The organism is Streptomyces ardesiacus, from assembly GCF_003112575.1.
GTDB classification, from domain to species: Bacteria; Actinomycetota; Actinomycetes; order Streptomycetales; family Streptomycetaceae; genus Streptomyces; species Streptomyces ardesiacus.
The window spans coordinates 204,189-227,641 of record NZ_BEWC01000008.1; the positions used below are offsets into that span (position 1 = coordinate 204,189).

Annotated in this window: 20 protein-coding genes and 1 pseudogene; 10 read left to right on the plus strand and 11 right to left on the minus strand. The window is 73.0% G+C overall.

Annotation, left to right across the window (positions count from 1 at the left end; all coding sequences use genetic code 11):
• Positions 1-226: 226 nt before the first annotated feature.
• Positions 227-763, plus strand: coding sequence for a hypothetical protein (locus tag Sdi02f_RS26015; RefSeq protein ID WP_234319718.1), 537 nt, complete (start codon positions 227-229; stop codon positions 761-763).
• Between the two features lie 58 nt (positions 764-821).
• Here the strand turns inward: Sdi02f_RS26015 and Sdi02f_RS26020 are convergent.
• From Sdi02f_RS26020 to xylB, 6 genes and pseudogenes are all read right to left on the minus strand, one after another.
• Positions 822-1,136, minus strand: a pseudogene (locus Sdi02f_RS26020) (transposase); the annotation flags it as partial.
• A 186-nt stretch (positions 1,137-1,322) separates the two neighbouring features.
• Positions 1,323-2,846: an acetaldehyde dehydrogenase ExaC gene (exaC, locus tag Sdi02f_RS26025; protein ID WP_030401771.1), complete on the minus strand. Its 1,524-nt coding sequence runs from the start codon at positions 2,844-2,846 to the stop codon at positions 1,323-1,325.
• A 136-nt stretch (positions 2,847-2,982) separates the two neighbouring features.
• The gene (locus Sdi02f_RS26030) at positions 2,983-4,278 is read right to left on the minus strand and encodes a GAF domain-containing protein (protein ID WP_234319697.1); all 1,296 of its coding nucleotides are present in this window, start codon (positions 4,276-4,278) and stop codon (positions 2,983-2,985) included.
• A 93-nt stretch (positions 4,279-4,371) separates the two neighbouring features.
• Positions 4,372-4,977: an N-acetylmuramoyl-L-alanine amidase gene (locus Sdi02f_RS26035; RefSeq protein WP_030401769.1), complete on the minus strand. Its 606-nt coding sequence runs from the start codon at positions 4,975-4,977 to the stop codon at positions 4,372-4,374.
• Between the two features lie 394 nt (positions 4,978-5,371).
• The gene (locus Sdi02f_RS26040) at positions 5,372-6,580 is read right to left on the minus strand and encodes an ROK family transcriptional regulator (protein WP_031081793.1); all 1,209 of its coding nucleotides are present in this window, start codon (positions 6,578-6,580) and stop codon (positions 5,372-5,374) included.
• A gap of 251 nt (positions 6,581-6,831) precedes the next feature.
• Positions 6,832-8,277 (minus strand): xylulokinase, encoded by a 1,446-nt coding sequence (xylB, locus tag Sdi02f_RS26045; RefSeq protein WP_108934123.1) that lies wholly within the window; start codon positions 8,275-8,277, stop codon positions 6,832-6,834.
• Positions 8,278-8,434: 157 nt separating this feature from the next.
• Between xylB and xylA the strand changes: the two genes are divergently transcribed.
• Positions 8,435-9,598, plus strand: coding sequence for a xylose isomerase (xylA, locus tag Sdi02f_RS26050; RefSeq protein WP_030401766.1), 1,164 nt, complete (start codon positions 8,435-8,437; stop codon positions 9,596-9,598).
• 196 nt (positions 9,599-9,794) lie between these two features.
• Here xylA and Sdi02f_RS26055 read toward each other — a convergent pair whose 3' ends face one another.
• Positions 9,795-11,063 (minus strand): SWF or SNF family helicase, encoded by a 1,269-nt coding sequence (locus tag Sdi02f_RS26055; protein ID WP_108934124.1) that lies wholly within the window; start codon positions 11,061-11,063, stop codon positions 9,795-9,797.
• Positions 11,060-13,888 (minus strand): SCO1167/SCO6262 family helicase, encoded by a 2,829-nt coding sequence (locus Sdi02f_RS26060; RefSeq protein ID WP_245962244.1) that lies wholly within the window; start codon positions 13,886-13,888, stop codon positions 11,060-11,062. Before Sdi02f_RS26060 ends, Sdi02f_RS26055 begins: the two co-directional genes overlap by 4 nt.
• A 324-nt stretch (positions 13,889-14,212) precedes the next feature.
• Between Sdi02f_RS26060 and Sdi02f_RS26065 the strand changes: the two genes are divergently transcribed.
• Positions 14,213-14,395 carry a tail-anchor membrane protein gene (locus Sdi02f_RS26065; protein ID WP_031033852.1) on the plus strand — a complete coding sequence of 61 codons (183 nt, stop codon included), beginning with the start codon at positions 14,213-14,215 and terminating at the stop codon, positions 14,393-14,395.
• A gap of 100 nt (positions 14,396-14,495) precedes the next feature.
• Here Sdi02f_RS26065 and Sdi02f_RS26070 read toward each other — a convergent pair whose 3' ends face one another.
• Complete coding sequence (locus Sdi02f_RS26070) at positions 14,496-15,419, minus strand: hypothetical protein (protein WP_108934125.1); 924 nt, start codon at positions 15,417-15,419, stop codon at positions 14,496-14,498.
• A 230-nt stretch (positions 15,420-15,649) separates the two neighbouring features.
• Between Sdi02f_RS26070 and Sdi02f_RS26075 the strand changes: the two genes are divergently transcribed.
• Positions 15,650-16,555 (plus strand): oxygenase MpaB family protein, encoded by a 906-nt coding sequence (locus Sdi02f_RS26075; protein ID WP_108934126.1) that lies wholly within the window; start codon positions 15,650-15,652, stop codon positions 16,553-16,555.
• 59 nt (positions 16,556-16,614) lie between these two features.
• Here Sdi02f_RS26075 and Sdi02f_RS26080 read toward each other — a convergent pair whose 3' ends face one another.
• Positions 16,615-17,214, minus strand: coding sequence for a class I SAM-dependent methyltransferase (locus tag Sdi02f_RS26080; protein ID WP_108934127.1), 600 nt, complete (start codon positions 17,212-17,214; stop codon positions 16,615-16,617).
• 153 nt (positions 17,215-17,367) lie between these two features.
• Between Sdi02f_RS26080 and Sdi02f_RS26085 the strand changes: the two genes are divergently transcribed.
• From Sdi02f_RS26085 to Sdi02f_RS26105, 5 genes are all read left to right on the plus strand, one after another.
• Positions 17,368-18,147 carry an MHYT domain-containing protein gene (locus Sdi02f_RS26085; RefSeq protein WP_108934128.1) on the plus strand — a complete coding sequence of 260 codons (780 nt, stop codon included), beginning with the start codon at positions 17,368-17,370 and terminating at the stop codon, positions 18,145-18,147.
• 59 nt (positions 18,148-18,206) lie between these two features.
• The gene (locus Sdi02f_RS26090; RefSeq protein WP_108934129.1) at positions 18,207-20,798 is read left to right on the plus strand and encodes a sensor histidine kinase; all 2,592 of its coding nucleotides are present in this window, start codon (positions 18,207-18,209) and stop codon (positions 20,796-20,798) included.
• On the plus strand, positions 20,795-21,232 hold the full coding sequence (locus Sdi02f_RS26095; protein WP_030401757.1) for a roadblock/LC7 domain-containing protein: 438 nt from the start codon (positions 20,795-20,797) through the stop codon (positions 21,230-21,232). Before Sdi02f_RS26090 ends, Sdi02f_RS26095 begins: the two co-directional genes overlap by 4 nt.
• 18 nt (positions 21,233-21,250) lie before the next feature.
• Entirely contained in the window at positions 21,251-21,664 is a 414-nt protein-coding gene (locus tag Sdi02f_RS26100; protein WP_053663256.1) for a DUF742 domain-containing protein, read from the plus strand.
• A gap of 64 nt (positions 21,665-21,728) precedes the next feature.
• Positions 21,729-22,334, plus strand: coding sequence for a GTP-binding protein (locus tag Sdi02f_RS26105; protein WP_030401755.1), 606 nt, complete (start codon positions 21,729-21,731; stop codon positions 22,332-22,334).
• A 30-nt stretch (positions 22,335-22,364) separates the two neighbouring features.
• Here Sdi02f_RS26105 and Sdi02f_RS26110 read toward each other — a convergent pair whose 3' ends face one another.
• Positions 22,365-22,793, minus strand: a complete 429-nt coding sequence (locus Sdi02f_RS26110; protein WP_030401754.1) for a PPOX class F420-dependent oxidoreductase — start codon at positions 22,791-22,793, stop codon at positions 22,365-22,367.
• A gap of 107 nt (positions 22,794-22,900) precedes the next feature.
• On the opposite strand from Sdi02f_RS26110, the gene Sdi02f_RS26115 reads away from it, so the two are divergent.
• A complete protein-coding gene (locus tag Sdi02f_RS26115; protein WP_030401753.1) occupies positions 22,901-23,314 on the plus strand; it encodes a roadblock/LC7 domain-containing protein in 414 nt (137 codons plus the stop codon).
• Positions 23,315-23,453 lie beyond the last annotated feature (139 nt).

The following is a 23,453-nucleotide window of genomic DNA, read 5'->3' on the forward strand; positions in this document are numbered from 1 at the left end:
CCCCGCACGTCTTGTGTCCCGACGACGGGGGCAACAGAGTGAGATGCTTATGCCGAGCCATCCGAGGTGGGACGCCTTGCACCAGCACGAGCGCATGCACAGGGAATCGACCGCAGGGGCACCCGCCAGGGCACCGCGGCGGTCTGCTCCGACCGGTCCAACCGGTGACCTGCCGCGGGAAACGGGCGGCCCCCTGGGCCCGTCGGCAGTGACCGTCCTGCAGCGCATGGCGGGCAACGCCGCGACAACGCGTGCGCTGGCGGCCGACCGCGGTCGCACGCCACGTGGCACAGACCCGACCGTCCAGCGCGCCGAGAACGACGACGCCGGCGGGGGCACCGCAGCCGGCGCGGCGGAGACGAAGAGCGTTGCCGAGGGCGAAGTCAAAAGTGTCGGCCCGGGCGGCACGATCACCTATCCCTCGGTCACGAGCTGCTTGACCATCACCGTCTACCTCCGGGACGGCGGCAAGGTCGGCGGTCATGCCAGTCTGTTCAAAGCGGCCGGTGGCATGTACTCGGACCAGATCCTGCCGGCGATCAAGGCACAGGTGGGCAAGAGCAGGGTGGAGAGGATCGACGTCAGTGGTGCCATCTCGTCGTGGAACCCCGCGTACTTGAAGACTGCCATCGAGAATTCCAGCACGGTCCCGGAGCAAAAGAACGACCCGGAAGGTATCCGTGCGGTCGTGTCCAGCGTCTTGGGCAGACAGGCCAAGAAGGTCTCCGTACAGGAGACTCCGGACGGCACGCTGACCAGGTGAGAGGGCAAGAGACTGCCGCCCTCCTACCGCCGGCGGTCCCGATTGCGATGCGCCGGGGGTTGGCGCGGTACTGGAGCTGACGCAGGTTACGCCGGACGGCGGTGATCAGGTCGTGGGGGTCGGCGAAGGCACGGTTGGCTGTGGTGGTGCGTCGTAGGACGGACCGGATGCCTTCGACCGGGTTGAGGTCGGTTGCGTAGGGCGGCAGTTGGACGACGGTGAGCCAGTCGCGGTCGGCGATGCAGCGGCGCATTCCGGCCGTCAGGTGGGTGTTGAGATTGTCCCAGACCAGCACGATCGCGCCGCCGAGCTGCTGGTGGGCGGTCTGGATCAGGTCGCGCTGGTCCTTCCAGGAGAAGCTCTTGCGCCCGTCGGGCCGGACGTCCGGGAGCAGGCCAACCACCTCGCCGAGCAGTCCATGCAGGAATGGGACCGCGTCCAGGACGCCGCGAGGGAGGATCTGGGGGGGGCACGGCGTAGACCGGGCCCTGCTCTGAGCGGATCGAAGTGAAGGCGCCTGACCGGCAAAGGGCCAGGTCAGGCGCCTTCTTTCGTGCCGTTAGAAGAAGCCCAGCTTCTTCGGCGAGTAGGAGACCAGGAGGTTCTTGGTCTGCTGGTAGTGCTCCAGCATCATCTTGTGGTTCTCGCGGCCGATGCCCGACTGCTTGTAGCCGCCGAAGGCGGCGTGCGCCGGGTACGCGTGGTAGCAGTTCGTCCACACGCGTCCGGCCTGGATCGCCCGGCCCGCGCGGTAGGCGGTGTTCATGTCGCGGGTCCACACTCCGGCGCCGAGACCGTACAGGGTGTCGTTGGCCGTCTTGACGGCGTCGTCGAAGTCGTCGAAGGACGTGACCGACACGACCGGGCCGAAGATCTCCTCCTGGAAGATCCGCATGCGGTTGTGGCCCTCGAAGATCGTCGGCTGGACGTAGTAGCCGCCCTTCAACTCGCCTTCGTGCTCGATCCGCTCACCGCCGGTGAGTACCTTGGCGCCCTCCTGCCGGCCGATGTCCAGGTAGGAGAGGATCTTCTCCAGCTGGTCGTTGGAGGCCTGTGCGCCGATCATCGTGTCGGTGTCCAGGGGGTGGCCCGGCTTGATCAGCTCGGTGCGGGCGACGGCCGCCTCCATGAACTCGGCGTAGCTGCCCCGCTGTACGAGCGCACGGGACGGGCAGGTGCAGACCTCGCCCTGGTTGAGCGCGAACATCGTGAAGCCTTCGAGCGCCTTGTCGCGGAAGTCGTCGTCCCGCGCCCAGACGTCGTCGAAGAAGATGTTCGGCGACTTGCCGCCCAGCTCCAGCGTGACCGGTTTGATGTTCTCCGAGGCGTACTGCATGATCAGCCGCCCGGTGGTGGTCTCTCCGGTGAACGCGACCTTCGCCACCCGGGGGCTCGACGCCAGCGGTTTGCCCGCCTCCACGCCGAAGCCGTTGACGACGTTCAGGACGCCGGGCGGCAGCAGGTCCGCCACCAGGCTCAGCCAGTAGTGGATCGAGGCCGGGGTCTGCTCGGCCGGTTTCAGGACCACCGCGTTTCCGGCCGCGAGGGCGGGGGCGAGCTTCCAGGCCGCCATCAGGATGGGGAAGTTCCACGGGATGATCTGCGCCACGACCCCCAGCGGCTCGTGGAAGTGGTACGCCACGGTGTCGTCGTCGACCTCCCCGAGCGACCCCTCCTGGGCGCGGACGGCGCCCGCGAAGTAGCGGAAGTGGTCGATGGCGAGAGGGATGTCCGCGGCCAGTGTCTCGCGCACCGGCTTGCCGTTCTCCCAGCTCTCGGCGACCGCCAGGCGCTCCAGGTTCGCCTCCATGCGGTCGGCGATCTTCAGCAGGATGCCGGAGCGCTCGGTCACCGACGTACGACCCCAGCCCGGAGCGGCCTCGTGCGCGGCGTCGAGTGCCCGCTCCACGTCGTCCGCCGTGCCGCGGGCGATCTCGGTGAACGGCAGGCCGTTCACCGGCGACGGATTCTCGAAGTACTGGCCGCGCGCGGGCGGCACGTACTCCCCGCCGATGAAGTGGTCGTAGCGCGACTGGTAGGAGACGATCGCGCCCTCGGTGCCGGGCGCCGCGTAACGGGTCATCCTGTGTGCCTCCCTCAACGAGCGCTGCCCGCCGTTGGACAGCTCCGGGCGAGCCTAGGAAGCGGGACGTTGCAGTGACGTTGCGTACGCCGTGGTCACCGCCCGCTCTCCCGGCGGCCCGCCCTCGGGCGGGCGTTCACCACGGGTCCGCCGCCGTCAGCTCCGACTCCAGCGCCGCGAGCCGCGAGCCGGTCGCCGCCGTGGGCCGGACCGCTGCGAGCGCCCGCCACACGTCGAGATCGTCCTCGCCCCACGGGGCGTGTGCCCAGTCGGCCAGCAGGTCGGGATCGGCACAGGAGATCAACGCGGCCCGCAGACCGTCGGCGAGGCGGCGCCTGAGCCGTGTCACCGCCGGGGCCTGGGAGCCCGGCAGCAGGGGACCGGCGTACGCCGTCGCGGCCGCCGAGACCGCACCGGCCCGCAGTCGGCGCTCGACGACGGCGGCGTCCGACTCGACGGGCATCGTGAGCCGGTAGGGCCGCGAGGCCAGCCGGCCCGGTCCCAGGATTCCGCGCAGCCTGGCCAGTTCGGCCCGCAGCGTCACCGGGGGCACCGTTTCGTCCTCGTACAGCGCACACAGCAGCTCGTCGCCGGTGAGGCCCTCCGGGTGGTGGGCCAGCAGCAGGACGATCTCGCTGTGCCGCCGGCTCAGCCGGACCCGGCGGCCGTCCGCGCTCAGCAGGGCTTCGTCACGGCCCAGCACGGTCAGCTCGGCCGACTCGGTCCCGGGCCGCTCGGGAGTGAGCAGCGCCAACTGGGACTCCGCGGCACGCGCCACGGCCTGGACGAAACCCAGGCTGTGCGGGTGGGCCAGGCCGTCTCCGCCGGTGATGTCCACGGCACCGAGCACCCGCCCGGTGCGGGGGTCGTGCACCGGAGCGGCGGCGCAGGTCCAGGGCTGGACCCGGCGTATGAAGTGCTCGGCCGCGAAGACCTGTACCGGTCGGCCGACGGCCACCGCCGTGCCCGGCGCATTCGTGCCGACGGCCGACTCCGCCCAGCGGGCCCCGGGCACGAAGTTCATCCGGCCCGCCCGGCGCCGGGTGGCCGGATGCCCCTCGACCCACAGCAGCCTGCCGTGCGCGTCGCACACCGCGAGCAGATGCTCGCCGTCGGCCGCGAACGTACCCAGGAGCTCACGGACCAGCGGCATCACCCGCGCCAGCGGGTGTTCGGCCCGGTAGGCGCCGAGGTCGCCGTCCATCAGCTCCACGCTCGCCGCGCTGTCCGGGCCGACCCCCGCCTTGACGGACCGCCGCCACGAGTCCGCCACCACCGCACGCACGGGCCGAGGCACCGTCCCGGCCTCGGTGAACGTCTCGTGGGCCCGACGCAGCGCCCGGGCCCGCTCCACGGGGTCGGCCCCCGGTTCCAGAGCCAGCCATGAATCGGTCAACTCGGCCTCCCCGGACGGTGCGGCGGTTTGGGACATCGTGACTCCGCGGACAGGGACGGACAACCACTTCGTCCACCCGGATCACCCGAATGTGGCGTTCCGAGAGGGCGGGACGAGACGGCGAGTGGGTCAGGCAAAGTTGACCAGTCTGATGTAGCGGGTCCAGTCCCAGAAGGGCCCCGGGTCCGTGTGGTCGCTGCCGGGCACCTCGTGGTGCGCGATGATGTGCGTGCGGTCCTTGGGGATGCCGTAGGCGGTGCAGATCGCCGCGGTGAGCCGGGCCGACTGCTCGTACAGGGCGTCGGTGAAGTACTCGGGGCGGTCCACCCACCCCTCGTGCTCGATCCCGATGCTGCGGGTGTTGTAGTCCCAGTTGCCCGCGTGCCAGGCGATGTCCGCCTCACGCACGCACTGCGCCACGTGTCCGTCGGAGGACCGGACGACGTAGTGGGCGGACACCTGTTTCTCCGGATCGCGGAAGATGGACAGGGTGTCGGCGTACGTCTCCTGTGTCACGTGGATGACCACGTAGTCGAGGGGATAGGACGTGGGACGGTTCGACCGGCTGTAGTTGGACGCGCTCGCCGGCTGCCACTCGGCGGAGGGGTAGTCGACGGCACGGGCCTGTGCGGCGGCCCGTGTGCCGGAGAGCAGGGCGTACGGGACGGTGGCCAGTGCGGCGCCCTGCAGGAGCCGGCGCCTGGTGGGAACGGGTGCTGTCCTTTCGCTGTCCATGGGGATGCCCTTTCGTCGGTGGGGCTCTGGGCCCGGTGGGGGGTGGGTGCTCCGCTGCCCGACATGACGGAGCGCGTGGCTGCGGAGCAGAACGCCGACGCGGACGTCCGGCCGCCCCGTGGGCGAGGTGCGTCCGCGTGAATCACCGTACGGGGATCGGGCGTTGCGCAGTAGAGCGCCGCGCCGTTCCGTGGACAGCCACCGCCTTGTGGAGAGCGTCCTCACTCGATCGAGTGAATAAGGTGGGGGAAGAACGCCGGAGTTTCCTCGGCGTCACGGTTCAGCCGTCGCCGCAGCGGTCCTCGCCCCGACGGTCGTCGCGGCGGGTGGACGGCGTGCGGTGCGGCGCCGGCACTCCCGTCGTGGCCGCCGCGGAGGGTCGTGGCGGCGAGGGTCAGGCCCGTTCCGCCAGCGCGCCCGGGTCGTCCAGCACGGCCCGCACCACGGAGTGCGCGGCGCCGAGCAGTGGTCCCTGCGGACCCAGGTCCGACACGGAGACCGGGCAGGCCGGGCCGGCCGTGCGCCCGGCGAGTTCGTCGCGCAGCGACGGCACCAGCCACGGGGCCAGTCCCGCCAGGGCGCCGCCCAGCACCACCACCTCGGGGTCCAGCAGGTTGACCGCACCGGTCAGGGCGATACCGAGCGCCGTGCCCGCCTCGCGCAGGGCGCGCCGAACGTCCTCGTCGCCCTCGGCGGCACGCCCCGCGAGCAGCCCGACCCGGTCTTCCCCGGCCTCCACGCCCGCCGCGCGCAGGACCGCCTTCTCGCCCGCGTACTGCTCCAGGCAGCCGCGCCCGCCGCACGGGCACTCGGGCCCGTCGGGACGGACCGGGACATGGCCGAGCTCACCGGCGAACCCGCGGGTGCCGCGCAGCAGCCGGCCGTCGAAGACCACGGCCGCACCGATGCCCACCTCGGCCGAGACGTGCAGGAAGTCCCCGGGGGTGCCGTCGCCGAGCCACAGTTCGGCGAGCGCCCCGAAGTTGGCTTCGTTGTCCACGGTCAGCGGCAGATCCGCGGGCAGCAGCGCGCCGAGGTCCGCGTCGTGCCAGTCCAGGTTCGGCGCGCGTACGACGGTCCGGCCGTCCCGTGCCACCAGACCAGGCACGGCGACCGCGAGTCCGGCCGGCCACAGTCCCTCGGTCCGCGCCTCCGAGACGACCTGTCCCACCAGGCCGGTGAGCTGCTCCAGCACCGGTTCCGGAGAGCGGCCCCGGTTGCTCCCGTGCCGCACGGCACGCGCGCGTACCCGACCGCGCAGGTCCATCGCGCAGACCGCGAGATGGTCGACGCCGACCTCCGCCCCGATGCCGGCCGGGCCCTGCCCGCTGACGGCGAGCGCGGACCCCGGCCGGCCGACGCGGCCGGGGCGCTCGGGGCCCAGTTCCTCCAGCAGGCCGGAGCGGACGAGTTCGTCCACGAGCGTGGACACCGCGGCTCGCGTCAGCCCGATCCGTGAGGCCACGGCGGCCCGGGACAGCGGGCCCTCGGCGCTCACGGCGTGCATCACCCGCGCGAGGTTGCGGCGGCGCATTCCCTGCTGCGTGTCCGGCAGGGCGCGCCCGGGGCGGGGCGGGTGGGCTTCGTGCGGCGGTGCGGTCATTCCTCCGTCAGTCCTCGGTCGGTCGTCGCTCGGTTCCGCCCCGGCCCGCGGTCCCGCCGAAGCGGGGCGCGACCGGTGCCCGGGAACGGAACCCAGCGGCTGACCACTGGTCGTGGTCCACGTGCCGGCGGCCGACGGAGGGGCGCTCCGGTCGCGTCGCCCCTCCCGCACGCCCTCGTTGCCGCGGCGCCCGCAGGAACGGCTCATGTTCCGTCGGTCAGTACGGTGGCCCCGCTCGTGCGAGCGCGTCCTCAGCGGGAGGCCGCGTCCCGTTCCAGCAGCGGTGCCGCGTCGGAGAGTACCCCGGTGATCCTGTTCAGCGTCGCCTCGTCCCGTTCCACGGCCTCCAGCACCGGCCCGGCGGCCGTGTCCCAGCGGCGGGCGACCGCGGCCGCGTCCTCGCCGGTCAGCAGGCCGGCCGCCTGTGCCGCGGCGCCGAGCGCGACCAGCTCCTTGGCCTCCGGAATCTGCACCGGGCGCCCGGACAGTCGCCGTACCGTCTGCTGCCAGGCCGTCCCCCGGGCGCCGCCGCCGATCAGCAGCAGGGGCGCGGCCGGGTCCGCGTCGGCGTCGAGGACGAGGTCGAGCGCGGCGAGCAGCGAGTGGACTGCGCCGTCGTAGGCGGCCTGGAGCAGCTGCCCGGCGGTCGTGTCGTGGCGCAGCCCGTGCAGGAGGCCGGAGGACTGCGGGAGGTTCGGGGTCCGCTCGCCGTCCAGGAACGGCAGGAGCGTGGCGCCGGTGCCGGGTTCGACGGCTTCCCGGTCCAGGTTCAGCAGGGCCGCCACGCGGTCGACGGCGAGCGTGCAGTTGAGGGTGCAGGCCAGCGGCAGCCAGTCGCCGCGCGCGTCGGCGAACCCCGCCACGGTGCCGGTCGGATCGGCGGGCCGGTGCTGCGACACGGCGTACACCGTGCCCGACGTGCCGAGGCTCATCACCGGGACCCCGGGGCGCAGCCCGAGCCCCAGTGCGGCGGCCGCGTTGTCCCCGGTGCCGGCGGCGACCAGGGTGCCCTTGGAGAACGGCAGGCCGTGGCCGTCGCGCACGGTGCCCGCCACCTCGCCGGGCCGCACCACCCGGGGCAGCAACGCCGGATCGAGGCCCACGTGCGCGAGGATCTCCTCGTCGTAGGCCTCCGTGCCCGACGCCCACCAGCCGGTGCCGGAGACGTCGCCGCGGTCGGTCGTGCCCTCGCCGGTGAGGCGTTCGGTGAGGTAGTCGTGGGGGAGCCGTACGGCCTTCACCGCGCGGACCGCCTCCGGCTCGTGTTCGGCCAGCCAGGCCCACTTGGTGACCGTGAAGGACGCGCTGGGCACGCTTCCCGTGCGCTCCGCCCAGGCCTTGGCCCCGCCCAGCTCGTCGATCAGGCGGCGGGCCTGCGGGGCCGAGCGCACGTCGTTCCACAGCAGGGCGGGGCGCACCGGCTCGCCCTGCGCGTCCAGCGTGACCAGGCCGTGCTGCTGACCCCCGACGGACACCGCGGCGGCCTCACGGGCGGCCTCGCCGCACTGGCTCAGGGCCTCGCCCAGCGCGTCCCACCACTGACGCGGGTCGCTCTCGCGGCCGGCCCCGGAGGACACCGTGTGGGGTGCCTGGCCGCTCGCGACGACCCGGCCGGTGGCCGCGTCGACGACCAGCGCCTTGGTGGACTGGGTCGACGTGTCCACGCCGACGACGAGCGGACCCTCGGCTGCTGACATCGGGCTTCTCTCCCTCTTCCGCGGGTCCTGGGACCCGGACTCACTCCTTCGGGGACACCTTGTCCCTTCCCAGGACGGTGTGTGCATACTAATTTGTAAAGCGCCATGACGAAATAGTCGGGGCAGCGATCGACGGCAGCGAGTGAGGAGCCGCGGAATGAACTACCAGCCCACTCCCGAGGACAGGTTCACGTTCGGTTTGTGGACGGTCGGCTGGCAGGGCCGTGACCCGTTCGGTGACGCCACCCGGCAGGCCCTGGACCCGGCGGAGTCCGTACGGCGCCTGTCGGAGCTGGGCGCCTACGGCGTCACGTTCCACGACGACGACCTGATCCCCTTCGGGTCGAGCGACACCGAGCGGGAGTCGCACATCAAGCGGTTCCGGCAGGCGCTGGACGCGACCGGCATGAAGGTGCCGATGGCGACGACGAACCTGTTCACGCACCCGGTGTTCAAGGACGGCGCCTTCACGGCGAACGACCGGGACGTGCGCCGCTACGCGCTGCGCAAGACGATCCGCAACATCGACCTCGCGGTCGAGCTGGGCGCGAGCGTCTACGTCGCCTGGGGCGGCCGGGAGGGCGCGGAGTCCGGCGCGGCCAAGGACGTGCGCGACGCCCTGGAGCGGATGAAGGAGGCCTTCGACCTGCTGGGCGAGTACGTCACCGAGCAGGGCTACGACCTCAAGTTCGCCATCGAGCCGAAGCCGAACGAGCCGCGCGGCGACATCCTCCTCCCCACGGTGGGTCACGCCCTGGCGTTCATCGAGCGCCTCGAGCGGCCTGAGCTGTACGGCGTGAACCCGGAGGTCGGCCACGAGCAGATGGCCGGTCTCAACTTCCCCCACGGCATCGCCCAGGCGCTGTGGGCGGGCAAGCTCTTCCACATCGACCTCAACGGCCAGTCGGGCATCAAGTACGACCAGGACCTGCGGTTCGGCGCGGGCGACCTGCGGGCCGCGTTCTGGCTCGTCGACCTGCTGGAGCGGGCGGGGTACGCGGGCCCGCGGCACTTCGACTTCAAGCCGCCGCGGACCGAGGACCTCGACGGCGTGTGGGCGTCGGCGGCGGGCTGCATGCGCAACTACCTGATCCTCAAGGACCGGGCGGCCGCCTTCCGCGCCGACCCGCAGGTGCAGGAAGCCCTGGCCGCGGCCCGGCTCGACGAGCTGGCCCGTCCGACCGCCGAGGACGGTCTCACGGCCCTGCTGGCCGACGAGAGCGCCTACGAGGCCTTCGACGTGGACGCGGCCGCCGCGCGCGGTATGGCCTTCGAGCACCTCGACCAGCTCGCCATGGACCACCTTCTCGGCGCCCGCTGACGGGGCACGTCACCATCGGCACGCTCCGGCCCCCTCCCTCGCGGAGGGGGCCGGAGCTCGTGAGGGGTGCCAGCGGTCCGCACGGCCGAGTGCGACGCGCGGGAGGCGAAGAGACCGCGCGGGAGGCAACGAGACGGGGCGGGAGGCGACGAGACGGGGCGAGGCGGCGAGGCGCAGGACGGGGAATCAGGGCCCGTCAGGGCTCGTCCCCCGCGCCGAGGGCCGCCGAGGCCAGAGCCGTCGCAGGATCCCGGGTGGCGCCGCCGACGGGGACCCACCGGCCGTGCTCCTCGCGGTACGGCCACCAGCGTCCGTCGCGGCCCAGGCGGAGCTGGTGCGGTGCGCCGACGACGGTCCACCGGTTGGCCCGCGCCCGCAACCGCGGCCGTTCGTCCTCCTCCCAGGCCGAATCGAGTGCCGCACGCGCGCGGGCGAGCGTGTCGCCCTCCACCGGCCACTCCTCCTCGAGCACGGACAGGGCGGCCGCGCCGCCGATCCGCCACGCGCGTACGGCGACGGCCAACTCCTCGCGTGTACGCCCCGATCCCTCGCCCAGTCGCCCCAGCACGTCCGGCCCGGGATCTCCCGCGGCCAGACGCACCGCGTCCTGTGTCACGGTCGGCTCCGGTCCCACGTCCCGCCGGCCGAGGCCGCTGCTGAGGGCGTCGGCGAGCAGGCGGTGGGCCTCCGTCGCGGCCAGGGAGGCCAGAAGGGCCAGGCGTGCGGGGTCGACGCCGGGTGGGGGCGCCACCTCCGACTCCAGGGACGGTGGCACGCCCGGACCCTCGGGAAGACCGGGCGGCACGGGCAGCGGAGGCAGGACCTGCCCCGTCGCGTAGGCCTCGGCGGCGTCCACCCCCTCCGCCCGGGACGCGGCCTCCTTGCCGGGTGCGGAGCCGTGTGTCTGCAGAGCGTCGAGGACGACGCCGGCCGAGCGCCCCCGCATCAGCAGCAGCACGAAGGGGTCCTGGTCCAGCAGCCTGGCGACCTGGTAGCAGAGCGCCGCGGTGTGCCCGCAGTGGTCCCAGGCGCCGCAGTCGCACTCCGGTTCCAGGTCGCCCATGCCCGGCAGCAGATCGATGCCCGCCGCCGCGGCGTCCTCCACCAGATGCGGCGGCATGTCGCGGTCCAGCAGCGCCGCCACATGCGCGGACCGCTCGATCGCCATGTCGACAAAGCGGTCCCATTGGGTGTCGGAGAGCCGTTCCAGCAGCACGTCGGCCCGGTGCGCCGTACGGTCCCGGTCCTGGACGACGGCGGTGATGCGTCCGGGCCGCACCGAGACCGCGCCGACCGCTCCCGCGCGCGCGAGGCGCCGGCCCGTCTTCACCTGAGCCGTGTCCATCGCCGCGTCCTCCAGCGCCTTGAGCCAGGCCCGGCCCCACCAGGTCTGCGCGAAGCCGCGTCCCTGTGCGGGCGGCAGTGCGACGAACGTCCGTTCCTCGTCGTTGTCGTACCGGGTCATCGCGTGCCCCCTCGCAGCTCGACCAAGTCGGCCAGTTCCGCGTCCGTCAGTTCCGTGAGCGCTGCCTCACCCGCGCCCAGAACTGACTCGGCGAGTTCCTTCTTGCGGTTCAACAGCGCGGCGATGCGGTCCTCGACGGTCCCCTCCGTGATCATCCGGTGCACCTGGACGGGCTTGGTCTGGCCGATGCGGTAGGCGCGGTCCGTGGCCTGGGCCTCGACCGCCGGGTTCCACCAGCGGTCGTAGTGCACGACGTGCTCCGCGCGCGTGAGGTTCAGCCCGGTGCCCGCGGCCTTCAGGGACAACAGGAAGACCGGGACCTCGCCGTCCTGGAACCGCCGTACCAGTGACTCCCGAGCGGTGACGGGCGTGCCGCCGTGCAGGAACAGCGACGGCACGCCGCGCGCGGCCAGATGCTGTTCGAGGAGCCGCGCCATCTGCACGTACTGAGTGAAGACCAGCACGCTCGCCTCCTCGGCGAGGATCGTGTCCAGCAGTTCGTCCAGCAGCTCGAGCTTCCCGGAGCGGCCGGTGATCTTCGGCCGGTCCTCCTTGAGGAACTGGGCCGGGTGGTTGCAGATCTGTTTGAGGCTCGTCAGCAGCTTCACGATCATGCCGCGCCGCGCCATGTGGCCGGCCCCGGAGATCTCGGCGAGCGCCTCGCGCACGACCGCCTCGTACAGGCCCGCCTGCTCCGGGGTCAGCGCCACCGGATGGTCGGTCTCGGTCTTGGGCGGAAGCTCCGGCGCGATGCCGGGGTCCGACTTGCGGCGCCGCAGCAGGAAGGGCCGTACGAGCCGGGCCAGTCGCTCCGCCGCGGCCGGGTCCTGTCCGCCCTCGACGGCCTGGGCGTACTGCCGGCGGAAGGTGCCCAGGCGGCCCAGCAGTCCCGGGGTGGCCCAGTCGAGGACGGCCCACAGTTCCGAGAGGTTGTTCTCCACCGGTGTGCCGGTGAGCGCCACGCGGGCGCGTGCGCCGATGGACCGCAGCTGCCGCGCGGTCTCCGAGTACGGGTTCTTCACGTGCTGGGCCTCGTCCGCCACGACCATGCCCCACGGCACGGCCGACAGCCGGCCGGTGTCCAGACGCATGGTGCCGTAGGTGGTCAGCACGAACTCGCCGTCCGCCAGGTCGTCGAGTCCGCGCCGGGGGCCGTGGAAGCGGCGCACCGGCGTGCCGGGCGCGAACCGCTCGATCTCCCGCTGCCAGTTGCCCATCAGGGAGGTCGGGCAGACCACCAGGGTGGGACCCGCTGCGTCCCCGTCCGTCTGCCGGTGCAGATGCAGGGCGATCAGCGTGATGGTCTTGCCGAGCCCCATGTCGTCGGCGAGACAGCAGCCGAGCCCCAAGGACGTCATGCGCACGAGCCAGCCGAGACCGCGACGCTGGTAGTCGCGCAGCGTGGCGTCGAGGGCGGCGGGCTGCGCCACCGTCTCCTGCGACTCGGGGTCGGCGAGGCGCTCCCGCAGGGTCGCCAGCCACCCCGTGGGGCGCACCTCCACGCGGCGTCCGTCGACCTCTGCCGAGCCCGTCAGGGCCGCGGCGAGCGCGTCGACCGGCGTGACCTTGTGGTCCTGCCGGGCGCGGGCGCGGTGGGCCTCCTCGGGGTCGACGAGCACCCACTGGTCGCGCAGCCGCACGACGGGGCGGTCGGCCTCGGCGAGCCGGTCCAGCTCCTCGCGCGTGAGGCCCTGGCCGCCCACGGCGAACGTCCAGTTGAAGGCGAGCAGTGCGTCGGCGGACAGGAACGACCGGCCGGCCCCCGACGCGGCCGCGCGGTGGGCCGGGTCGTCGTCGGGCGGTCCGACCTCGGCATGCTCGGTCAGGCCGCGGGCCAGCTCCCTCGGCCAGTGCACGTCGACCCCGGCACCGGCGAGCGCCCGGGACCCGGCCCCGAGAAGCTCGGTGATCTCCTCGTCGGTGAGCTCGACGGAGTCCGGTACGGCCGCCGACAGCAAGGGCGTGAGAGAGGGCCAGGCCCGGGCCGCCCGGCGCAGGGAGAGCAGGGCGTCCATCCGCGCGCGCGTGCCGAACGCGTCGCCCACCGTGCCGGCCCACACCTGGGCGGTGTCCGCGACGAGCGCGGGGTCGCTGACGCTGTGCACCTGCGGCACCACCCGGAACGTCGGCCGGGCGTCCGGGGAGGCCGACGCCGGCAGCCCGCGCACTTCGATGCGCAGCGACAGCCGCACCCCCGTGTCGTGACCCGCGGCGACGTCCAGGGCCCAGTCCCGCAGTCCGGGCGACCGCCGGGGCTCCGCCGAGGCATAGGCGGGCCCGGCGGTCAGGAGTCCGGCGGCGGGGGAGCGGGGCAGCGTGTCCGCGACGGCGTCCAGGAAGGAGCGCACCAGGCGTTCCGGGTCGGGCAGTCGCAGGGGATCGCCGTCGTTCACCGGGACCGCGTGCGCCTCGGGCGGCATGGCCGCGGCGAGGTGGCGGATCCGCTCGGTCCCCTCCGCATCCAGGGGGCCGGCGCGCCAGACGTCGTGGTCGGCCGCGGAGAGTCCGGGAAGCAACAGGCCGCGCGCGACGAGGTGGAGCGCCTCGAGTGCGACCGCGCCCCAGAAGACCGACGCCCGGTGGCCGTCGGCGTCGGCACGCGCGCGTGTGAGCACGGGCAGGGCGGCACGTACCGGGATCAGCACCGCCGGCACGGTCACCGCTTCCACGCCGTCCCCGTCGGGCAGTACGACCGTCAGGTCTCCCGGGGTGCCCGACGGGTGCGTGCCGGGCACTTCGCCGTCGGGCCGCCAGAACGCGACCGTGCCCGTGCGGTCCGGGTCTCCGGGGAGGAAGGCGGCACAGCAGCCGGCGAGTGTGGTGATCTCGGACGGGGTGGGGAAAGCGTTCTGTACGGCGATGGCGATGGCGATTCCTCAAATTTGATCAGTCGGGATGCGGCGGCCGATGGTATCCGATCGGGGTGGGTTCAGATTGAGATTTAGACGTGATATGGGTCACGCTTCGAGGGGAGGGTTGCTCCGGTGCCCCTCCGGAATCGGTCGCCGACGAGTGCTCGGCCGTCGAGTTCTCGGGGGTCTCTGGGGGTCGGCCCTCAGGGGGTTCTCAGGGTCGGGGTGCGGAACCGCGGGGAGCGCGAACCCGTTCTCAGGACAGAGAGCGGCAGTGGCCGCGAAGGAGGCGACACCATGTCGAACAACGCCAAGGTCGCAGCAGGAGGAGTGGCGGTCGGGCTCATCCTGCTGATCTGGCTGCCCTGGTGGGCGGCCCTGCTGATAGTCCTGGGAGTCCCGGCCGCCGCCTACCTCGCCCTGGACCCCTCGCAGCGGCGCAGGCTGCGTCGTGTCTCGCGCAGGGAGATAGGCCGTTGAGGCGCTGACGCCGCGCCGGCCCCTCGTAGCGCGGGAGCGCGGCGTCCGGGACCCCTCGGGTGAGGAGCGGCGCGGTGGGAGCCGGGCAGGCCGTCCCTGCTCAGCTCGGCCGCACGGCCATCCTGTCGAGGGCGGCCAGGAGCCCCGGCAGCGACGGTCCGCGGCCCACCGGCAGCACCTCGCCGGGTTCCTCGTCGAGCAGGATGAACGCGATGTCGTCGGTCCTGGCGACGAGTGACCAGCCGGGGCCGTCCGCGCGCAGCGTCCGCGCGTCCCCCGGTGCGAACGAGGACCGCACCCGGCCGAGCGGCGGCGGCGTGTCGACGTAGGCACGGGCTTCCGCGAGAACCCGCCGGACGCCTTCGTGTCCGGAGGGCCCCGCGCCGTTCCCGTCGTCCGCGGCCGTAACCGTGGCCTCGTCCGCGAGCTCGGCCCGTGCGGCTTCGCCGGTGCCCGCGTCGCCTTCCCCGCTGACGTCGGGGGTGCCGGCCGCCGAACCGGCGCCTCCGTCGGGCGTGGGGAATTCCGCGTCGTCGATCTGCTCCCGCCACTGCGCCCACTGCAGGGCGATCTCGTCGGCCCCCAGCCGCCGCTGGGCCGGGCCCCAGACGGTGGTGTCCGGCGGACGCAGCGCGGGCTGGTCGGCGGACTCGGGTCCCGGATCGTGCGGCACGGGCACGCCGGGTGCCGCCACCGCGACCGCGAGGGGCCAGCCGGGCAGCGCGGTGACGACCGTGCGCTCGTCCGGAGACAGGTCGTACTCCATGCCGCAGTCCCAGGACGCCACGGCGACCGCGACCAGTGAGACGTCGTCGACGACGACGGTCCACCGGGCGCCGTCCCCGTCCTGACCGAGCACCAGGCCGTAGCCGTCGGCCAGCGGGGGGAGACCGAGCGCGGCGCACGCCTCCGGGTAGTCGTCGCCGAGCACACTCGGGAACTTCGCCGGCGTCAGCAGTACCGCCGTGAGTATGTAGAGCGCATCGTCCGCGGCGGCGACGGTGTCCTCGTCCGTCCCGGCCATCCCAGCCTCCCCATCGGTTCGTCCAATGGCGGGCACCCTAGTGCGCCCGGGAAGCCCTTGTCACGACTTCCAGACGCACCCGAGCTGCAGCTTTCCGGTTGGACGGGGGCGAAACGACCACACGGCACAGGGGAGCGCGGTTCGGTCGTTCGCCGCCTCCCCCTTGTCTGTGGGTGCATCTCCGGCTACTCAACGTAGAGTTGGAGCCCCGACGGCAGAAGGGGGCGGCCATGCTGCGGCGCTTCGAACTACTGGCACGGATCCGGGACATGGATCCCTACGAGGACGCCTCCGAGATCTATCGGCTGTCCTCGGCCTACGAGTTCCCCTGGGACTTCGCCCGCGCCCTGGAACTGGCGCTCTACCGCACCTACGCCGTGCCGAGCATCGGCCGACTGCTCGCCGAAACGGCCGAGTTCACCGAGAGACCACAGAAGCGGTACGACGACACGGCGCTGCTGCTCGACGCCGTCGTCGAGCACGGCTTCGACAGCGAGCAGGGCCGCACGGCGATCCGGCGCATCAACCGGATGCACCGCAGCTACGACATCAGCAACGACGACATGCGCTACGTGCTGTGCACGTTCGTCGTGATCCCCAAACGCTGGATCGACGCCTACGGGTGGCGCCGGATGTCGCGCCACGAGACGGTCGCCTCGGCCGTCCACTACCGCACGCTGGGACGGCACATGGGCATCAAGGACATCCCCGGTTCCTACGAGGAGTTCGAAGCCTGCCTCGACGCCTACGAGGAGGCCCACTTCGCCCGGGACGAGGGCGGGCGCCGTGTCTCCGACGCCACACTGGACCTCATGGCCTCCTGGTATCCGCGCCCGCTCGCACCGCTCCTGCGCGCCGGGACGCTCGCCCTGCTCGACGACCCCCTCCTGCGCGCCTTCGGCTACGCCGCGCCGAGCCCCGTCACCCGTGCGCTCGTGCGCCGCGCGGTCAGGCTGCGCGGGCGCGCGGTCCGTCTGCTGCCGCCGAGGAGTGCTCCGCATCATGCCCGTCAGAACAGGGAGATCAAGGGCTATCCGAACGGCTACCGGCTCGCGGAGCTGGGCACCCACCCGGTCCCCGGTCTCCGGGGCTGTCCGGTCCGCCACGTCGACACACAGGCGGACTCCGTGGGCTGAACCGAAGTCCCGGAAAACCACGAGGCGTCCACCGTGGCCGTGACCGGACGGGGAACGACTCAGCCCGCGCGGACCGCCAGGGCCAGGAAGCGGGCGTCCTCGTCGTCATACGCCGTCATGTCCCACCCGGAACCGGCCAGCAGCGGACGGAGATTGGCCTCGGCCCGCAGGTCGTCCGGAGTGAGCTGCCGGCCCTGCCGGGCCGCGAGCGCCGCCCGGCCGACCGGGTGGAAGAGTGCCAGCACACCACCGGGACGCACGACGCGCGCCAGCTCCCGCAGATTCCCGGCCGGGTCGGGCAGGTGCGCGACGAGACCCGCCGCGAACACCGCGTCGAGCGACCGCGAGCGCAACGGCAGCGCGGCCACGTCGGTCAGCAGCAGCCGCCCCTCACGGTCCCTCCCGGCCCGTACGGCGGCCTCGAGCATCGCAGGCGTCAGGTCGGCGCCCACGACCAGCCCCGACCGCCCGACGGCCGCACGCAACGGGGGCAGGGCGCGCCCGGTGCCGCATCCGGCGTCGAGCACGCGATCACCCTCCCGGAGCCCCAGTCGGGCGACCGCGGCCGCGTAGGCCGGTCCGTCGTCGGGGAACCGGCGGTCCCAGTCGGCGGCCCGGGAGCCGAAGAATTCCTGGACGTGTGTGTGGTCGTCGCTCATGCCTCGCATGATCCCCCGGGGCGCACGGAAGATGCGGCAGCGCACATGTTCGAGCGTGACGCGATCGTTCCAGCACCCCTCTGTGTCAGATAGCAGCACCTTTCGAAATGCGCCCCCGTTGTGTGCCCGCTCCCGGACTACCGTCCCGGGGCCATGGGACACCTGGACCACGCCGCCCTCGGGTGGCTGACCCCCGCGCTGTCGTACGCGATGGCCTGTACCGGTGCGGCCCTCGGGCTGCGCTGCACCGTGCGCGCCCTGGCCGCCACCGGACGCACGCGCCGCAACTGGCTCCTGACCGCGGCCTCGGCGATCGGCACGGGCATCTGGACGATGCACTTCGTCGCCATGCTCGGTTTCCGGGTCGGCGGCACCGACATCCGCTACGACGTACCGCTCACCCTCGTGAGTCTGCTCGTCGCCGTACTCGTCGTCTGCGCCGGTGTCTTCGCCGTCGGATACGGCCGCAACCGTGTGCGAGCACTTCTGTTCGGCGGTCTCACCACGGGGCTCGGCGTCGCGAGCATGCACTATCTCGGCATGGCGGCCATGCGCCTGCACGGCGAGGTGCGCTACGACCCCGTGCGCGTGGGACTCTCCGTGCTCATAGCCGTGGCGGCCGCCACCGCGGCCCTGTGGGCCGCGCTCAACACCGAGTCACCCCTCGCGGTCACGCTCGCCTCGCTGATCATGGGAGCGGCGGTGAGCAGCATGCACTACACGGGCATGTTCGCGGTCGGCGTGCGGGTCACGCCCTCCGGCGAAACGCTGCCCGGGGCCACGGCGATGCAGTTCATCTTCCCCCTCGCCGTCGGCCTCGGGTCCTACCTCTTTCTGACCTCGGCCTTCGTCGCGCTGTCGCCGACGGCAGGAGGACCCGGGGCGTCCGCCCCGGCCCGGCCGAACCAGCCCACCGGGACCACCGCTCCGTAACGGCGGATCCGGGCGTCAGGGCCCGACGACAGCGCACCGACGTCCCGAACGAGGAAACCATGCGTCCATCCCGTACCGGCCCCGCCCGTACCGTGCCCGGAGCAAGCGGCCGGCCGCCGCTCCAGCCACCCCCGCGCGGCCGTCGCGCGCACGCCGGACCACCGGCGGACGAGGGCCCGGAACGGACCGCGGACGAGGCACCCGGCGCGCCTGCCACGCGCGCGTGGCGCGGGCGCCTGCGGCCCCGCACCGTGCGCGCACGGATCGTCTGCCTCCTCATGGTGCCGGTCGTCTCCCTGTTGGCCCTGTGGGCGTACGCCACCGTCACCACAGCCCAGGACATCTCCCGGCTGCGGCAGGTCCAGCGCGTGGACGCCCGGGTCCGGGCGCCCGTCAGCGCCGCCGTCGCCGCCCTGCAGACCGAGCGGCTCGCAGCCGTCCGGCACGCCGCCGACGCCTCCTCGGTGCCCGACGCGGACTACCGCGAGCTGAGCGCGCGCACCGACCGCGCGGTCGGAAAACTGCGGCTCGGCGACCGCCACACCGTCGCCGACGGCGAGGAACTGCCCGCCGGAGTGGCCCGCCGGCTCGGGACGTTCGTCGGCGGCGCCGAACGGCTCGGATCGCTGCGCACCGCCGTACTCGACCGCCGCGCGGACTGGAAGGAGGCCTACGGCGGATACACGGCGGCCATCGCGGCGGCCTTCCCCGTGGGCGCCGCTCTGAGCGACGTCCAGGACGGCGATTTCGGTTCCGACGCGCGCGTGCTGGTCGAGTTCGCCCGCGCGGCTGAGGCACTGGCCCAGGAGGACGCCCTGCTGGCCGGCGCCCACGCGGCCGACGGGCTCGGCGGGGAGCGGCTGCGCCTGTTCACCGGCGCCGCCGCCGTCCGCCGCACGCTGACCGAGGCCGCCGTCGCCGATCTGCGTGGCTCCGGGCGCGCCGCCTGGCGGCAACTGGCCGGCAGCGACGCTTACCGGACCGTGGGCGCCGCCGAGGACCGGCTGCTCGCCGAGGCCTCGCGCGGCCGGGCGGTCGAGGCGAGCGTGCCCCGGTCCTCCTGGGACGGCGCACACGCGCGGGTACGCGACGGCATGAGGGCGATCGAGCAGGACGCCGGACGCTCGGTCGCCGACCGGGCCGACCCGTTCACCCGCGGTGTGTTCACTCCGGCCGGGGCCGCGGTCCTGTTCGGCCTCCTCGCGGTCGCCGCGTCGCTCGTCATCTCCGTCCGCATCGGCCGCGGCCTGGTGGTCGAACTGGTGGGCCTGCGCGACAGCGCCCTGGAGATCGCGCGGCACAAACTCCCCGACGCGATGCGCAGGCTCCGCGCGGGAGACGAGATGGACATCCGGTCCGAGGCGCCGCCGCTGCCGCCCGCCGAGGACGAGGCGGGCCAGGTCGCCGAGGCGCTCGGCACCGTGCACCGGGCCGCCCTGCACGCCGCGGTGGAACGCGCCGAACTCGCCGACGGCATCGCCGGGGTGTTCGTCAACCTGGCCCGGCGCAGCCAGATCCTCGTCCACCGCCAACTGAGCCTCCTGGACGGCATGGAACGCCGCTCCGACGATCCGAACGAACTCGGTGACCTCTTCCGGCTCGACCACCTCACCACCCGGATGCGGCGCCACGCCGAAAGCCTGATCATCCTCTCCGGCGCGGCACCGGGACGAGCCTGGCGCACCCCGGTCTCCCTGACCGACGTGGTCCGGGCCGCGGTCTCCGAAATCGAGGACTACGCGCGCGTGGAGGTACGACAGCTCCCCGAGGCATCCGTCGTCGGCGCGGCCGTCGCCGACGTCACCCACCTCCTGGCCGAGATCATCGAGAACGCCGCCCAGTTCTCGCCACCCCACACCCGCGTGCGGGTCACCGGTGAACCCGTCGGCAACGGCTATGCGATCGAGGTCGAGGACCGCGGCCTCGGCATGGGCAAGGACGCCCTCGCGGAGGCCAACCACCGCGTCGCACGGTCCGAGGCGCTCGACCTGTTCGGCAGCGACCGGCTGGGCCTCTTCGTCGTCAGCCGGCTCGCCGCCCGGCACGACATCAGGGTGCACCTCCAGACCTCCCCCTACGGCGGCACGACGGCAGTAGTCCTGCTGCCCACCGCGCTCCTGCACAGCGAGGCGGCGGCGCCTGCTCCCACGGCGGAACGCGCGGCGGCCCGCCCCGAGGAACACCGGCACGCGCGCGTGTCCGACACCGCGGGACGACAGGAGCCCGTCCCCGGTCCGGCCGGCCGGCCGGCGCTGACAACCGCCGTACCGCCGGCGACACGGACCGCCACCGCGGGCAGGCCCTCGGGAGCCCCCGCCCTGCGCCTGCACCGGACCGCCGACGCGCCCGACGCCCCCGGCGTCTCCACGGAGAAGGGCCACTCCCGCCCGCAGCAGCCGGCAGCGGAGTCCGACGACCTGCCCCGGCGCGTACGGCAGGCCAGCCTCGCTCCCCAACTGCGCGGCGAAAGCCCCGTGGCACCGGCAGACCCCGGCCGGGCGCACGGTGACGACGAGCGCACCCCAGAAGCCGTACGGGACCGCATGGCCGCGTACCGCGACGGCTGGTCGCGCGGCGGCGGCCGTGGACCCGGCCGGACAGCAGCGCCGCAGCCGCCGTCCGGCGACAGCACCGAAGGAGACCCCGCATGATCCATGAACCCGCCCCGAGGGCCGCCCCGCAGACCCGTGAACTCGACTGGCTGCTGGACGACCTGGTCAAACGCGTGCACGAGGTGCGGCACGCCGTGGTGCTGTCCAACGACGGACTCGCCGTGGGCGCGTCGAACGGACTCGACCGCGAAGACGCCGAACACCTCGCCGCCGTCGCCTCCGGCTTCCACAGCCTGGCCAAGGGAGCCGGCCGGCACTTCGGCGCAGGCGGCGTGCGCCAGACCATGGTCGAAATGGATGACGCCTTTCTGTTCGTGGCCGCAGCGGGCGAGGGCTCCTGCATCGCCGTCCTCACGGGCGTGACCGCCGACATCGGTCTCGTGGCCTACGAGATGGCACGTCTGGTCAGACGCGTCGGCGAGCACCTTGGCACCGCACCGCGTACCGCCGCCCGTCCGCCCTCGGGCGGATGACCCCGAAGGGCCTCACGGATGACCGACGACATCACGGGTGGCGGCCGGGAAGGACCGGGCAGCCAGTGGTACGACAACGAGGCCGGGCCCCTCGTCCGCCCCTACGCGATGACCGGAGGCCGCACCCGGCCCGGCCCCACCGGAGCACGGCTGGACCTGATCGCCCTCGTCACACTCGCCGCGGACGCACCGGACGCGGACGACGGCGCGCTCGGACCGGAACACCGGACACTGATCGCCCTGTGCGCCACGGAGACGCAGTCGGTGGCCGAGCTGGCCGCCGACGCGGATCTGCCCGTGGGCGTCGTCCGGGTGCTCCTCGGCGACCTGGTGGAACTGGGGTGCGTGAGCGTCAGCCGTCCCGTGCCGCCCGCGCAGTTGCCCGACGAACGGATCCTGCGCGAAGTGATCGACGGACTGCGCGCTCTGTAGGAAAGGCCGAAACACGATGACCGGCACGCACGTGCACGACCACCCGCACCGGGAGAAGTGACCGATGGTCTCCGAAAAGTCCGACGCCACGGACGGCGACACGACCGCGCTGGCGTTGAAGATCCTGGTCGCCGGAGGGTTCGGCGTGGGCAAGACCACGCTGGTGGGCGCCGTCAGCGAGATCAGGCCGCTGCGTACGGAGGAGACGCTCAGCGAGGCCGGACGGCTGGTGGACGACACCGACGGCGTCGACCGGAAGGTCACCACGACCGTCGCCATGGACTTCGGCCGCATCACCATCCGGTCCGGTCTCTCCCTGTACCTCTTCGGCACGCCGGGACAGGACCGGTTCTGGTTCCTCTGGGACGAACTGGCGCAGGGCGCGCTCGGCGCCGTCGTCCTCGCGGACACCCGGCGCCTCGCGGACTGCTTCCCCGCGGTGGACTACTTCGAGCACCGGCACATCCCGTTCGTGGTGGCCGTGAACTGCTTCACGGGAGCACGCCGCCACGACGCACCGAGCGTCCTGCGCGCCCTCGACCTCGACCCGGGGACTCCCGTGGTGCTGTGCGACGCCCGGGACCGGGACTCCGGCAAGGAGGTGCTGATCCGGCTCGTCGAGTACGCCGGGCGGATGCACACCGCCCGGCTCCTCGACTCCGTCCGCTGACCGGGCAGCGGTGCAGCCGACGGAGGGTCCTCAGTCCGCCACCGACTTCTGGGCCAGGATCTTGTCCACGGTGACACGGACGAGAAGCTCGCCCGGGACGCCGTTGCGTGCCCCGAACTCCTCGGCGCGTTCCTCGCCCATGTACCGGGCGCCGATGCGCGCCGCCCAGTGCCGCAGCTCGCCGAGGTCCTCCGAGATCCGCGCGCGCCCTTGGAGCACGACGAAATGGAAGGGCGGCCGGTCGTCGTCCACGCACAGGGCGACGCGGCCGTCACGGAGCAGATTGCGCCCCTTCACCGTGTCCTTGCCGGTGTTGAACACCAACTCGTTCCCGTCCAGCAGGAACCAGATGGGTGCCACGTGCGGGCTGCCGTCGGCCCGAACGGTGGACAGCTTGCCGGTGCGGGTGCCGTCGGAGACGAACGCCCGCCATTCCTCATCGGTCATCTTCTGTGCCATGTCCCCATCCTCCTTGCCCGCAGCACGGGGGTGGTGAAGGCTGGCGGACGGATCCCCCGGCCAGGGGGAGGCAACGCGTACGGGGCGACACGGGGAGATATCGGACGATGGTGGAGAAGCAGGGACTCGGCTGGCTGCTTGACGACCTGACCGCGCGCGTCGAGCACGTGCGGCACGCGTTGGTCCTGTCGAACGACGGGTTGGTGACCGGAGCGAGCACGGGCCTGCGGCGCGAGGACGCCGAGCACCTCGCCGCCGTTTCGTCCGGGCTGCACAGCCTGGCCAAGGGCTCGGGCCGCCACTTCGGCGCCGGCCGGGTGCGGCAGACGATGGTCGAGTTCGACGACGCCGTGCTGTTCGTCACCGCGGCGGGTGCGGGGAGCTGCCTGTGCGTGCTCAGCGGGGCGGAGGCCGACATCGGACAGATCGCGTACGAGATGACCCTCCTCGTGAACCGGGTGGGCGAGCACCTCGACGTCGATGCGCGCCAGCCGGGACGCATATCATCGACGGAGCTCTGACCTGGGCTTTCGGTGCCGAGTAGGGCTGGGGTGCGGGGTTGTCCACAGGTCTGCCACGGAGATCGCCCCCGCGGCTACGGTTTTGTCCCAGCAGGTGCGAACGGCGCCTGCACCACGCACTCCACGGGGGAGACGAACC